The sequence below is a fragment of the Methylovorus sp. MM2 genome (genome assembly GCF_001648895.1).
Taxonomy (GTDB): domain Bacteria; phylum Pseudomonadota; class Gammaproteobacteria; order Burkholderiales; family Methylophilaceae; genus MM1.
In genome coordinates this window covers 1,034,679-1,049,533 of record NZ_LXUF01000001.1, presented here as the reverse complement: position 1 = coordinate 1,049,533, position 14,855 = coordinate 1,034,679, and the positions used below count along the sequence as shown (strand labels likewise).

At 46.9% G+C, this 14,855-nt stretch carries 7 protein-coding genes; 1 reads left to right on the top strand and 6 read right to left on the bottom strand.

All coding sequences use genetic code 11. The features are described from left to right. Nucleotides 1–8 precede the first annotated feature (8 nt). Nucleotides 9–4,562, bottom strand: a complete 4,554-nt coding sequence (locus A7981_RS11990) for an S-layer family protein (protein ID WP_067264810.1) — start codon at nt 4,560–4,562, stop codon at nt 9–11. A 180-nt stretch (nt 4,563–4,742) separates the two neighbouring features. After that, the gene (locus A7981_RS04945) at nt 4,743–5,663 is read right to left on the bottom strand and encodes a choice-of-anchor A family protein (protein ID WP_067264808.1); all 921 of its coding nucleotides are present in this window, start codon (nt 5,661–5,663) and stop codon (nt 4,743–4,745) included. A 151-nt stretch (nt 5,664–5,814) separates the two neighbouring features. Between A7981_RS04945 and A7981_RS04940 the strand changes: the two genes are divergently transcribed. Continuing rightward, nucleotides 5,815–6,438: a DedA family protein gene (locus A7981_RS04940; RefSeq protein ID WP_067266577.1), complete on the top strand. Its 624-nt coding sequence runs from the start codon at nt 5,815–5,817 to the stop codon at nt 6,436–6,438. Here A7981_RS04940 and A7981_RS04935 read toward each other — a convergent pair. The 4 genes from A7981_RS04935 to A7981_RS04920 are packed head-to-tail and all read right to left on the bottom strand — an operon-like array spanning nt 6,435 to nt 14,750. Then, the gene (locus tag A7981_RS04935; protein ID WP_067264804.1) at nt 6,435–9,851 is read right to left on the bottom strand and encodes an exodeoxyribonuclease V subunit beta; all 3,417 of its coding nucleotides are present in this window, start codon (nt 9,849–9,851) and stop codon (nt 6,435–6,437) included. The genes A7981_RS04940 and A7981_RS04935 overlap by 4 nt on opposite strands. After that, nucleotides 9,848–12,550, bottom strand: coding sequence for a PD-(D/E)XK nuclease family protein (locus A7981_RS04930; protein WP_067264801.1), 2,703 nt, complete (start codon nt 12,548–12,550; stop codon nt 9,848–9,850). Before A7981_RS04930 ends, A7981_RS04935 begins: the two co-directional genes overlap by 4 nt. Continuing rightward, nucleotides 12,550–13,590: a M48 family metallopeptidase gene (locus A7981_RS04925; protein WP_067264798.1), complete on the bottom strand. Its 1,041-nt coding sequence runs from the start codon at nt 13,588–13,590 to the stop codon at nt 12,550–12,552. Before A7981_RS04925 ends, A7981_RS04930 begins: the two co-directional genes overlap by 1 nt. Continuing rightward, a complete protein-coding gene (locus A7981_RS04920; RefSeq protein WP_067264796.1) occupies nt 13,590–14,750 on the bottom strand; it encodes a YjgN family protein in 1,161 nt (386 codons plus the stop codon). Before A7981_RS04920 ends, A7981_RS04925 begins: the two co-directional genes overlap by 1 nt. Nucleotides 14,751–14,855 lie beyond the last annotated feature (105 nt).

The following is a 14,855-nucleotide window of genomic DNA, read 5'->3' as shown; positions in this document are numbered from 1 at the left end:
TTTTCTAGTTAGACTATTTGAATATCGCCAGCAGTCAATGCTGGGGCTGACTCAAGATTAGCGAATAGAACTGGTGCTAATAAGCCGCTTCCATCCGCATCATAAAACAGATTACCACTCGCACCATCGTAGATAATGAATTGATGCGCTGTTTGCGCTCCTGAGCCGACGACATAGAAGTTATCTGCACTCAATGCGCTTTCATTTGTCAGTTTTTTGAAGATCGCATTATCTAGATAGAGATGGTCCTCCCCACTTGTAAAGTCAGTAATTGTATCTACATTGGTCGTTGCGTTGAGGGCTGTATTAAAGAGAAAGATATCACTCCCATTGCCACCCGTCAGGGTATCGTTTCCGAGGCCTCCAATAAGCTTGTCATCGTCGGCACCTCCATTAAGCACATCATTTCCTATACCTCCATCTAGCGTGTCATGACCATTCCCGCCGTAGAGGATATCATTGCCACCTAGCCCAAGAATGATGTTATGTCCGTCATTACCAGTAATCTGGTTGCTTGCGACATTGCCTGTGAGGTTGAGCCATGTACTATCAGTATCGCTTGCATCTAGGTGCTCTAGGTTGGCTGTCAAGGTGATCTTGCTGGCCTTGGTCAGCGTATTATTGTCGCTTCCATGCAGGATGACAGTATCTGTACCTTGGTTGGCTGATTCGACGATACTGTCCTGTATGGAAACAGTGGCCTTGTTGGCACTGCCTGTTGTTTGGAGGAATACGTGATAGGTGTCATCACCTTTACCTCCTTTGAATGTGTCGACTAGGCCATCATTGATATATTGATCAGTTTCGTATGCAGAACCTGCGAGCGTATCGTTGCCGATACCGCCTGTAATCGTATTGACGAGCCCATTGCCTCGGAGGTCGATGCCTGAAATATAGGCGCTACCATCGAGGTTCTCGACATTGGCAATGAGAGCATAATATGCGCCAATAAAAGTATTGGCTATTCTGACGGTGTCAATACCCCCACTCTTGCTGTTGACATCAGTTTCTACGACTAGGTCGTTGATATCGTCAACAATATAAACATCGTTGCCTGCACTACCTTCCATCGAATCAATTCCTAAACCACCATCTAAGGTATCGCTACCAGCTCCTCCTAAGAGCGTGTCGTTACCCACCAGACTTTGCAGCTTGTTGGCGCCGCTATTACCCGTGATGACGTTATCCAAATCATTACCACGACCGCTTAAGCCAGAAGTGCCACTTAGAGTGAGGTTTTCTATATCTGCACCCAATGTATAGCTAATAGCGGCAATCACAATATCTATACCATCCGCTATTAGAAATGGATTAGCGACGCGAAAAACATCCGCCACTGAATTATTATCCGATGCGTCCAGATTAGAAGCATTACTATGAAATAGTATATAGCCACCATCACTAGAAAATGTACTGCCGCCTAGCAAGGCAGAATTTGTATAACTATCTCCATTACCTTCCTGCCCATTCAAACTAACTGAGATACGCTTGACTTCGTTTGTGTATAAGTCTCTTACAAATACGTCCAACATGCCATTTGTATCACCTACCACTAAATTACTGGCAGAACTCATGAAAACGACATAACGGCCGTTTGATGAAATCGAAGCATTTAGGCTATCTCCATATCCAGCCTCTCCCAACTCATTCTTAGATACTAATTGAATATCGCCTGTTTGCAGATTTTTGATATAAATCTGCAGCTTTCCATAATCCGTGTATTCCTCAACAAGATTACTTGCAAGGCTTTCGAAAACTACGTAATTCCCATCTTTTGAAAAAAGTGGATTGTAGCTATGATTATTTGCTTGATTCCCATTTTTATCAGTATTTATTAGTTGAACAGCATTAGTTTGTAGATTTTTAATAAAGACATCCTGAAAACCATTGCTGTCACCAACAGTAAAATTATTAGCGGAACTTACTAACAAAATCTTTTTGCCATCACTTGAATATCCGTATGCATATGTTGCATCATTAGCAGAATCACCAAGTGAATTGGTTGAAACAAGCTTTACAGCACCAGTCTGAATGTTTTTAATATAAACACCTACATTGCTAGCATTCCCGTTATTGACTAATAAAGGATCAAAGCTAGAAAATAGAACTGACTTGCTGTCGGGAGAAAAAGAGGGGTTAAAACTTTCATATCCATGAGAGTCGGTATGAGCCCCATTTATAGATACATCTACTAGTTTAATCTCGCCTGTTTGTAAGTTCTTTAAATATATATCTCTTGTGTCATTCACATCACCATTAACTAATCCTGTGTCAGTGGTAGAGAATACTAAATACTTACCATCGAGAGAGATTGCAAGCTCAGGAACGGCATCATATACATGATTACTCTCTTGGTCAGCCGAATTAGTTGATACCCTAGTAACATTTCCAGTTTGAATATCTTTAATAAAGACATCTGCACTCAGATTATTATCATTTGATACCAAGTTACTAGCACCACTTACGAAGATCACATATCTATCATTTATCGAATATATTGCATTGAACCCACCCGTGTTGGCTTCATTGCCTTGCGAGTCGATAGATAATCGCAAAATACTAGGGTTCACACCATCAAATACGACATCTTTGGCATTGTTGACAACATAAGTGTCGTTACCGAAACCTCCAATCATGGTATTGGCTCCGCCTCCTCCATCAAGCGTATCGTCGCCATCACCGCCATCAAGCCAGTTGGCAGCACTATTGCCAATCAGGTAGTTGCTTGATCCATTCCCGATGAGGTTAAGTAGGGTGGAACCCGTTAAACTGGCATCGATGTTTTCGATATTGGCAAGATCACCTGTGAGTTCGATGGTGGAAGCATTCGTTAGCTTGGCTGATCCTGCCAGTCTTAGCGTATCCCTACCTTCATCAAGCGCTTCATCGATGGTGTCTTCAATAATGACGTTAGCCCCTGCGCCACTGCCTTGCAGTTTCAAGGCTACGACATAGGTATCATCGCCATCACCACCAGACAGAGAATCATTACCAACCCCGCCATCAATAGAGTCATCTCCATCTAAACCATCGATGGTGTCATTGCCAGCCAATCCCAAGATCGTGTTTTTGCCGTTACTACCGATGATCTCGTTGTTTGATGCATTACCTGTAAGGTTGAGGGCTACTGCACCCACAATCGTGTTATTCACTTCAGCGCTAGAGGCATCAAGATTCTCTAGTGCCGCGACCAGAGTGATAGTACTGGTCTTGTTGGCACCTAAACCTCCTAACAGAACAAGGGTGTCAGCTGTACCTGCTGTATCCGTGATGGTGTCTTCCAGTGCGGCAGTAATATTGACGCCTGTGCCTATTGTTTTGAGATTGACGTTGTAGGTGTCATTTCCGGCGCCCCCTTGGAGATTGTCGACACCAGCGCCACCTAAGAGGATGTCGTCGCCAGCACCGCCTATCAGGGTATCATTGCCATCAAGACCGATCAGATAGTCATTGCTCGAACTACCGATGATGACATTTGCGAGACTATTACCATAAAGTTCCAGCCAAGTTGATGGCCAGACTGTCGTGACAGCACTGGCATCTAGGTTCTCAACGTTGTCTGTGAGATCATAGTGCGTCATATCGTAAGTGCTACCAAGCTTTACCCTATCAAGACCGCTCGATCCTGAAATTGTCTCATCAACGATGTCGCCAAACTCACCGACGATATAGACGTCATTGCCTGCACCACCTACTAGAGAGTCATCACCATCGCCTCCATCTAACGTGTCGTTGCCTATTCCGCCTACAAGTGTGTCTGAGCCCTCACCCCCATAGAGAATATCGTTACCACTTAGGCCGTTAATGGAGTCATCGCCCACAAGGCCATAAATCATATTATTACTAACGTTGCCGTCTAAAGTATCATTTCCGGCAAGCAAGTTATCAAGAAAATCAAAGCCTGATTCGGAGTAAGCGTCAAAGTCCACAGCATCTAGCACTAAACCTGACATTGAGAAGCTGTATTTTCCTGAAGTGAGATTAAAGCCAGTCACAATTCCTGAAACATCATCAATATCGTCAACAAATGAGAGGTTTATTTCTCCATTTACAACCAAAGAAAGCTTGCCTATCTGGAGTTGCATACTGGTTGCTACAAACTCATTAATATCCCCATTACTTTCAATGTTTCCACGGCCAATATAAGTTACTTTAGAGCCCTGCCCACTCTCAATAATTAATTTTGACACATAGCCATCAAAAGTATTTTCATAGCCTGGCAAGTTATTGGGATTAGTGTAATAGCTCATATCTCCGGAAAAAGAGACCGAACCTCCTTGGTGAAATCTGTAAATAAAACTATATATATGTGGGTAGTCAGCAAGCAACTCTTTACCAGTTATATTGAATGAATCCCCATTAACAAGCCTGCCGCTCATAGCATTATTTGAAGCCAATATTGACGATGGCACCACTTCATATGCTGGTCCAAGATATTCATCGCTGAAAGCAATATCAAGAGCCTCACCAAGCGACTCCATTTGCTCGTCAACAGCATCTATGCCTCCGAAGGCTTCCCTTATTGCATCAGAAGATAAAAAGTTGCTGATAAATGTGGGCACGGACTATTCCTAGTAAGGTTATTGTTATTTTATATTTTCTTGAATTCTAATCGTTTTTCTTATAGAAGTGCGTGATTTAACTCACTTATATCTAGATATCTAGCCCATATACCAAGAAATAAAAACGCCGCATGCTTTGTGTTAAACATGCGGCGTTTTTATTAAGGCTTAATTACAAAATCAGATATTTACTAGCTTTGATTTATGTGGTTTTCTATACCGTGAGAAAAACAGCATCATGCCAAAACCAATCAACAACAGCACATAGGTATGTGGTTCTGGCACTGGGCTAGTAACAGTCACAGCATCAAATGAATTGCCTGTTGCTAATGTCAAAGAGTTATCCCAATTATTGGCGATTACCGTGCCGGTAACAGTACCGTTACCACCCGTGATAGTAGCGCCAACAGCTAATACGCTTGCGCTTAAGTTGATGCCACTTAGATTGATTGTAGTTGCATCATACAAATTCAGCAGGGTGTTATAGCTACTAAAACCAGACCATCCACCAGTGAGGGAAATATTGGTGCCTGAGATATTCAGTATCAATGTTGCATCGGTCAGGATGTTATTGAAGGTCCAGTTGGTAATGGATGACAACGCAGAGCCAGAGAGCGTGAAATACTCAACATTAGACCCAGTACCTGTTAAGTAGCCGTTTGATCCGTATTTATACTCAACTGCACCCGTTGCAGAATGCGCAGAAAGGCTGCTAGACAAGTTCACCAGTGATGATTTAGTTGCTGAAAAATCAATGGGCGCAGAAGCATGTGAGTAATTGTTGTATGCGTCATATTGAGGTGCAGTGAGTGTGCCGCCTACCCAAGTCTGACCTGTTACATTACCATATGACTTAGTAAGATTATTGCCAACTACCAAGCCGTAAGCATTAGTGGCTGAACTGCCAATGCCAGAGGAGGATACATTGGCATTGCCGCCAACCGCGACTGCTCCAGCGATACTGCTCCAACCGCCACTTGTTTGATAGTTATTAAAGACAAATGCGTTGTAATTTTTAGCAACGCCTAGATCGATAGTTTCAGCATACACATGACTTGCAAAAAATAAGGCAGCAACTGTTAAGACTTTTCCGAACTTCATGAATGATCCCATAATTTAAGTACTATTTAATTGCATAGGTATATGCAATGGCTATGCCAGAACTATTTGAATCATGGAATCAGGATTGGCATTCATGGCTATAAGCCGCTACCATAGCGGCTTTCATCACGACCACATATTCGGGAGCATCATGCTGGAGAAGTTAATAGGCCTCGTGGCTGGCTGGATCATCGTCACGATCTCAACACTAGGTTATGGCGGCATCGCCTTGTTGATGGCGATTGAATCTGCATGCATCCCCCTGCCCTCTGAGATCATCATGCCATTTGCGGGATACCTTGTATTTACTGGGGATCTGACGTTATGGGGGGTTGCTTTGGCAGGTGCAGTCGGTTGTGTGATCGGCTCTATTCCAGCTTATTATTTGGGTGCCTATGGTGGCAGAACCCTGATTGAGAAGTATGGCAAGTGGGTGTTGATTTCTCATCACGATTTACAGTTTGCTGACAAGGTATTCGCAAAACATGGCGAGGTGATTATCTTTATTGGCCGCCTTTTGCCTGTGGTAAGAACGTTCATCGCTTTTCCTGCCGGTATTGCAAGAATGAACATGCCACGATTTGTCATCTACACCTTCACAGGTTCATTGATCTGGTGCGCGGCACTTGCTTACGCGGGAATGAAGCTCGGCGAACATTGGAAAAGTCTGGAAGTGTACTTTCACGAATTCCATTATGTGATTGCTGTTGTGGGGTTGGTATTTGCAGTATGGTATGTACGCCGACACTTCAAATCGGTCAAAGAGACTACTTAATCAAGCTCTACCAAACGGCCTAAACTTAGGAAGAAGATGGCTTTACGCACTGGCAAGCCTTCATTCTTAAAGAGCGCAGCATACCGTTCGAGCTGAGGTCGGTACTGCTCGGCTAGTGAATCCAGATTTAGTGAATCCGGATTTTCTGTATTCATGCCAGCCATGGCGGCGGATTTATAATCAATGATCCAGCGCTGACCATCTTCAACAAATGTACGATCAATGATATGCGTTGCAAGGAGCTGTTTATCAAGATTACTGCCAAGACTACTGATAGCAAGCTCAGCGGCATTGTCATCACGTTTTTGTAGAATCCAGCGCCCATGCTGACTATTCAACGTAGTAATGAGCGCCTGAATAGTCAAGGTAGCACCTTGTGCTGACGCCTCATGGCTATGCCCCTGTGCGGTAAGCCAATATTGCATTACTGAGGATAAAGATTCAATGCGATGCACTGGCCAGGCATCCACACCCTCTTTAGCGATCAACTCAACATAACGGTGAGCTAGGCTACCAATACTAGCATCCAAGCGTTTACCGAATTGCAGCGGGCTTTCATCATCAGGCGTATTGGTCTTGTAATTCACTCTCACTTTAAGCTCTGCATCGTGCATCAATACCTCAGCGATGCGTGGCGACTGCAATCTAATCAGTTTGGGGATAAAACCAATGCTATCAGTAGCATGTACCTGCTCGGCGAGTGCTGGATCATGAGATTCTATAGATTGGGTTTGCTCAGCCTGACGCAAAAATTCGCCGCCAACATTAGGCCAGAGCAGTTCCAAAAAGGTATTGGCAAGCGGTTTGATCTCGTTTTTGCTATCGGGCTTGACTGCGGCAACCAAATGCAAGCATCGAATAGCCCTAGTAGCTGCCACATATAGCACACGTGCAGATTCGTTATGACTGCGCTCCTGCTCTAAACGCTGAAGATAATCATAGGCTGAGGGATTTTCGTCTCGCAGATGCTTAGGTCGCCATGCGGCGGCAACTAGCTGGGGCTCTGCATCGTCAATCGCAACCTCTTCCCAAAGCAACAAGGGTGCATCACGATTATTAGGCTGGCGATGCAGACCGGGTAAGATTACCGTATCGAACTCAAGCCCTTTGGATTTATGGATTGTCATGAACTGCAAGCAACCATCAGCATGTACGTCAGGCGCTGCATATAGATGCGCCATCTCCGCTTCTAGCGCCGTGATGTCGAACCTGCCAGCACTATCCAGCTTTTCAATGAGGTCAAGAAATGCCTGAATATCACGTACATCACCTTCATCCCACAGGCATGCAGGCGCGCCAAGCTTGAGCCAAACAGACTCCACCCAGCGCCGGATGGATTGCCGTCCTTGGTAGGCAAAAGCTTCCGCAATGATGTCGCGAATATGCAGCAACCTTGTCTGACCATCCTGACTAAGCATTGCAATCCGCTCAGCCTGATGCATCAATTGCCAGATGGTCGATCGATGGTCATCGGCAGCAAGCAGATGCATATCAGCAAGCGTCAACCCGCACCATGGTGCGCGCAGGATGGCAAGCCAGTTAACACGGTCGGCACGATGCAATAAAGCACGTGTCAGGGCCAGAATATCCTGCACCCCTTGTCGATCAGCTAATGCTTCGACCTCGACTGCCTGAAACTTAAGGCCAGGCCTATTGCGCCGAATCTCAGCGACCAGTGCATGCAAGTGACTGCGAGCCCTCACCAATACAGCAATCGTACGACTTGCATCTTCGGCATGCTCACGTTCGATGATATCTGCAATTTGTTGCGCTTCACTTAGCGCAATATTTTCTGTATCGGCATCCCGGTCTGCAATGACCGGATGTATCTCGATGCCCTCTCCCTCCATGCTTGATCGCGTGGCTGCAAACTCGCGATAGCTGATAGCGCCGCGTGTCACGCTATCCTTTAGAGGGAACACCTTGGCAAACGTATGATTGATCCAATCGACCACCGCAGGGCATGAGCGATTATTGCGGGTGAGATAGAGCTTTTCTAGAGATAAATGGCCGATACCGAACGCTGCAACTTGCAAGAACAAACCGACATCGGCTTTGCGAAAACGATAGATAGATTGCATGGGGTCGCCCACACAGAATAATGTACGGCCATCTTGCGCCTGCCAGCCTGCGGTCAGTTTTTGCAGTAGCGCCACTTGTGTCGGGCTGGTGTCTTGGAACTCATCCACCAGCAAATGCTGGATACGGTAATCCAGCCGTAATGCCAAGTCTGTGGGGCCAGTATCGTCCTCTAGCGCTTGCAATGCACGTTGCGAAACCTCCACAAAATCAACTTCACCAGACTCCTGAAATACGGTAATTAAATGCGCGGCTGCCAGTTTTAATAAGCTAGCCAACGCGCCGACCATACGCCCATCTTCTTCACTATTACGTAAATCCGGTAACTTACGCACAGTAGCTAATGCCGTGGCATCGGGAATCATAGTCATCACATCAAGCAAGGTCTGCTTGTAGGTTTTCCCCTCCTCTGTCGCGGGAAAACCATTTTTGATATTGATGCCTTTTTCCCTACGGAAATCCCCATCTTTGGTCAGTAAAAGATCACATACGGCAAGCCACATCGGCAGGGCTTCAAGTGTCGCGGGGATAGGCGTTTCCCAATCCAACAATAGTGAAACGCAATGTTCGCAGGGCAGATGACTCGCCGCATAACGCGCGATAGGCATAAGCTTTGTTTGCACGGATTCAGGGATCAATACTGCGGCGCTACGAATATCAAGCTCCACCAGATAGCGCAATGCGGCAAGGGCTTCATCCTGCACAGATTGTCCGGTATGTTGCAGCCATTGGTCACGCTTTGCCAGCATGGTCGCAAGTTGCTGGGTCAGACGCCCAGCGTCATTATCAAAATATTGCAATGCCGCTTTGATAGGCGCATCTCCGGCAGTGTTTTCAAGCTCCAGCATGGCAACCGCACGGCTAGCGGCTTCCTGATACAGTGCAGTGGCATCATCGATCAGTGCTGGCTGTGATCCGAAGCGACTCATGAGCGGCATCTGGCGCGCCAGTAAACTACTGAGAGAATCGATGGTATTGATACGCAGCCGACCAGGCTGTGCGAGCAGATCCCAATGATGTAAAGCTGATCGACCAAGTGCTGCCAAGGCCAGCTCTCGTGTCCTGCGTTTATGCGGTTGTGTGATCGGCGCTGCGTCAGCAGCATCTTGCAGACTGCCAAGTACACGTCCACGCATCTCGGCTGCGGCTTTATTGGTGAAGGTGATCGCCACGATCTCTTCCGGCTCATTGACCACGGCCAACAAACCAAGATAACGCTGCGTCAGCAATTCGGTCTTACCTGCGCCTGCGGGGGCTTCCACTATAAATGACGATAACGCTAATGCGCGTTCACGATTGAGGGCATCTTGCTGCAAAAGATCAGGCGTGGTCACGTATCGGCCCCGATCAATTTTTCCTGCTGCAATTGTCTTTCTGGCAGCCTTAGCAAAGGTTTAACGTCGCAATCACGCAGATCATCCTCATCCGAGAATGTCACGGCAGCCTCACCTGAGATGATCTCACTAGCCAACTGCTGGATACTGGTTCGCCAGTGATCCAATAAGCTATCCCAATCTGCAAAAGACGCCGGGCTAAAAAGCTTAGACGACTCTTGCAAGGACTTGACTCCCGGCAACACATCGCTTTCGGCTGTCACGCCGACAAATCTTTGCACATCTGCCCGCACTTGGGCGAAACAAACCGCAGCAACCTTTTCGCCAGAAAGCGCGATTGCGGCATAGATAGGTAATTGCGGCTCAGCGATACGGTCATCCGCCCAACTTTTATGGCTTACCGTGGTGCCAGTCTTGTAATCGATCACGACTAGCTGCCCATCTTCCAGTCTATCGACACGATCCAAGGTCAATTGGACACTCATACCGGAAACATCCAAGGTGACTCGTTGCTCACAATGCACCACAGCAAATGGGTGCCTTTCTTTTTCACAGGCCAACCAAGCTTCAACCAACTGATGCAGGCGCTGTTTTTCAAGTGCTAAGAAATTAGGCAGTAACGGTTCTTCTAATGTCTCGCTGAATCTCACCACACCGTCATCCACAGCGCGGGCAATCGCAGAATGCAATGCGATATCATCAAGATCATGCAGGTAAGCTGAATCATGACCTTGCCAGAAGCTTTGCAATACCGCATGTAAGAGGTTACCGCGCCCCATCGCATCCAAACCTTCGACTGGTTCTTCCAGTCGGCGAGCACCCAAGCGATAGCGATAATAGGCCCATGCCGGGCAAAGTGCCTGTGCACGAATCAGCCCGGCACCCCCGCTCACTTTCTCACCTATTGTCACAGGCGGCGCAGTGTGGTCGTCCATCCATTCTTTCGCCTGCTTATTTAGCACTAGCTGTTCGGCAAGGGTGGCAGACTTGCCTGGCGAAACCTCAATATCTTCTATGCCCAGTATCAAAGGGCTTGGGCGTAACTCACGTTCACCATCTTTATGTGCATATGAGAATACGATTTTTGCCGCACTCAATAACAAACGGCGATGTATGCTCAAGGCAAACGCTGCTTGCACGTTACCATCGGCAGCCGGTGCACGCTCCGTACGTTGCAATGCAGCGGGCAACAAGGGGTTAGGTCGCGCAGGCGGCGGCCAGACATGGTCGTTCATGCCCATCACCCATATCGCATCCATAGGCTTGGCGACTGTTTCCAGCAAGCCCATCACAAAGATATGTGGATCGCCTTCAGTCTCTGGCTGGAATACGTGCTCATTGCATAGATGACTTAAGCGCTGCACTATTTGCGAAAAACTGATACTACCCAACAGAAGATCAAAATCGATTAGTGTAGCAAGCACCTCATTGAACTTCTTGCGGGCCTGATATTCATGGCTAGATAGTGGTCTTTCGGCTGACCATTCAACTTGTGCAAGTAAAGCAGATATCGAAACCGCCCAAGCGGATGGCAACTGGCGAACAGGCAGGTTAAGCAGCGCATCAAACAAAGTTTTGAGAGCCGTATAAAAGCCATTTAGCAATAAACCTCGCCCAACATATTTCTTTGTAAACTGCAGTAAGCGCTCTAAGGTAATATTGATAGGCAGATGAGCCTTAATAGCCGCATCGAGCTGGGCACGCGCATCAGCCTCTGTAAATCCAGCTGCCCAATACGGCTGCAGCAGTATGCGTGAAAAGTCTTGTTGATTCACATTTCGTCGGTTGGCCGCAAGCCTTAGGATGTCGAGCGCGGTTGCAATCAGCGGATGACGCGATAGTGGCGCGCCCAGTGAAAAATCATAATCACGTGGCGTCTCAGCGAAGCCTGCAGAAACCGTCGCTGGATGAAAGACATCATCAAGCAACGCGCTCAATGATGGCCTTAAACGATCCAGCTCCGGCACGACGATACCTAATCGCGCCTGTGGATTCTCAGCCAATCTGGCCGCAGCCCAGCATACGGCTGCACGACATTCGGCATTGCTGTCAGCCAACCCTGCTTTTACAGAAATGGCAGGCGCTAAATGCAAATGTTGCCACGGCTCAACCGCTACCCCTCGTGATTTTAAGGTATCGAATAAACGTTGCTCCTGCGGGCTGATACGATCAAAGCCCGCATAGAACAATTGTGCAGGCAACTTATCAACATCTTCAGGTAGATGCGCAATCTGCCAATCAAGATACCGTGTAGGTTCCAGCCAGCCAGCCGCCTTGCATTGACAACGGAACTCATCTCGCCACTTGAGGAACTGTTCAACCTCTTCTGCATAGTTGGCCGACTGGATGACGATATCCCATTCCTGCATCAGGCTATTCGCGTCTACCGCTGAAGCAGCAAGGCCAGATAAATCGAATAACGAAGCAACATCAGAATCCAGCATGCGCTCGACCACTCGCTCCCACAGCACTCGTTCCTGCGCGTTGGTCAGCACTTTGCGCGGCAATTGCTCAATGGGAATATCACCTTGCAGCACTAACTGCTCGATCAGGCCATCCAGCCACTGGGACAAGGTAAGTGCTGGCAGTGGCTGCCATTGCGACTGACCTTGTGCGACTTGCTCGGCGCCATGCACCCAGCGCAAGCCATTGGCTAGCCGTGCAGTTGAGCAAACAATCATAAAATCATCACTAGCCATTAGGATTTACAGTCAAGCCACTCCACCTTAAAAGGTTTCAAACGTGCATTGGTATCAGGATGTGATGAGACGATCTCCGGCACAGAAAAATCTGATTGCGCGGACAATCTTTGCAGAATATCAATAAACACATGTGGCTGAATGCATGCACTATGCATAGATTCAAGCGCGTAGTAATCAGCCTCTCGTTCCATGTCGCGAGAATAGCTAAGCTGCAATAGTATCGCCGGAAGACCAGATGCAAATGAGTCAAAATCCCCCGTCACAGCAACGAGGATCAACCCTGCAAGGGCTCCTTGCAATGTTTGCCGGAAAGCATGCCGTCTTTTCACATGCCCGATCTCATGCGCAAGCACAGACACGATTTCATCGTCAGACTTTGCCATGTCAACCAGCGCATCGGTCAATACGATGATACCCCCAGGTAAAGCAAATGCATTAGCACCGATCACGCCGCCGTTCCTGACCTCCAATCGATAATCAGGACAAGCCTCACGCTGTTTGTCACAGAGATGATGGACAGCCTCTTTGATGGCAGCGATTCTTTCAGGCTTAAGTTCACTCGGCTTAAAGTAGCCATACTGGTGATCCATGCCAGCCAGCACTTGCTCACCCATCTTGCGCTCGGTTTCAATTGGTGTGGCATAAGCAACATACTCCGCGATGACCGGAACACCATATTTGATGAATCCCCAACCACAGGCAATGGTCAATAACAATGCTGCCGCGACCCAGCCCAAGTGATTTTCAAAGTAATGTAGTAAGCGCCGGAATGTAGATTGCACTCCGCGAGTATAAACAGCATCGAATCCATTGATATCGTCAGATTCAAGCCTGCTGCCGTCAGCCAACTCAATCACACGGCGCGCTTTGCCTAAGCGGCTCTGCAAATGGATTTCAGAAAAATCTAAAGTGACTTGTTGCTCGCCATCGGCGTCAATATCAGTATCAATAAAAGAAATCGTCCGCTCGCCAACTGTGACAAGGACTTTTCTGGCGCGCGGACTGATACCGTCAAAATAATCGGCTTGGAATTCCATCAGCCAAAAGCTAAATCGACATCAAAGAAATCAGCGATCTCTTCACCTGTTGCAGAGACCTGTGCCTTTTTATCTCCAACAAAACGGTCAAGGTCAGCTTCACCTAACACTTCCAAGTGTTCGATACGATAACGGATCATGCGGACATGGGCCCATGGCGTAAAAAGACCAAAAGTAATCAGGATAAAAATGAAGTTGCTGAAATACAACCAGATCAAGCCTCTTGCCTGCAATGTACTATTGAATGAAAGATGATCTAGAGAAGTGGTATTCCAAATCAGGTTACCTAACCTGGCTTTTAGGTATGCGCTAGGTACGAGCAGGATCACCCCATACACCAGAACAACGCCCACGAAGATCAACGCTTTCATTGCTCCTGAAACAGCTGAGGGCGCGTAATGTGTAATGGCTGCGGCTGCACCTGCTAATGCAGCGACAAAAAGTGCCATGCCTATGCCAACAAGAAACATTTTGAGATAAACGGCATAGAAACTACCAAGCTTGGCACGCATATCAAAGTTTGTAATGCCAAAACGATGGCCATTCACCATATATTTATTCAACAGGTAGAAAAACAGCGGCATCAATGCCGCAACAATGATGACAGCAAGCACCAAGGCAACCACAACATGGCGCACCATCGTCATATCTGGCGTTTTTTCAGGCCCGATATAAGGGATCACTGATAAAAAGAATATTGCACCGATCAAAGCGTACATCACCACAGGCAAGCCTAAAATGATGGCATAGGCTTTACCGAGCTTACCGGAAAAATCAAATCGCAACCCACGATGGCTTGAATTACGCGCATTAAACAAAGTCGTGCGCACAACCAACCAAGGCAATATAGCAAAGAACAACAACAGAAGTACGCCGCTAAATATGGGGGAAATACTCTGGCTACCGATATAAATAACAAAAAGAATAAAAGCAATGATACGGCCTTTGAGAATAGAGATCGGCGAAGCGTGATAATCGAAACCGACCCCATCAATTAAGGTATTGTTGTAAAAATATTTTTTACGCCGCACCTTTGCCCATGCCGAGTAAATACCCAAAGTGATGATGCTAAGCAATAAGTTGACGATCCAGATACCAAAGTATTCCGTACCGTTCCCCGTGAATACAACAGGTGTGGATTTACCTGATTCAACCATCATAAAACTCCCTTTATTTTATTTTTAGAAGATGCCGTCCCAGCCCTGAGCTTATCCGACTCACAGCACATCAGCAAGCCGTAGCCATTGCAAATTGTTTGTTGACTT

Coding starts and splice junctions, on each gene's coding strand:
- A7981_RS04945 (WP_067264808.1), bottom strand. CDS start 5,663: ATGAAGTTCGGAAAAGTCTTAACAGTTGCTGCCTTATTTTTTGCAAGT.
- A7981_RS04940 (WP_067266577.1), top strand. CDS start 5,815: ATGCTGGAGAAGTTAATAGGCCTCGTGGCTGGCTGGATCATCGTCACG.
- A7981_RS04930 (WP_067264801.1), bottom strand. CDS start 12,550: ATGGCTAGTGATGATTTTATGATTGTTTGCTCAACTGCACGGCTAGCC.
- A7981_RS04925 (WP_067264798.1), bottom strand. CDS start 13,590: ATGGAATTCCAAGCCGATTATTTTGACGGTATCAGTCCGCGCGCCAGA.
- A7981_RS04920 (WP_067264796.1), bottom strand. CDS start 14,750: ATGATGGTTGAATCAGGTAAATCCACACCTGTTGTATTCACGGGGAAC.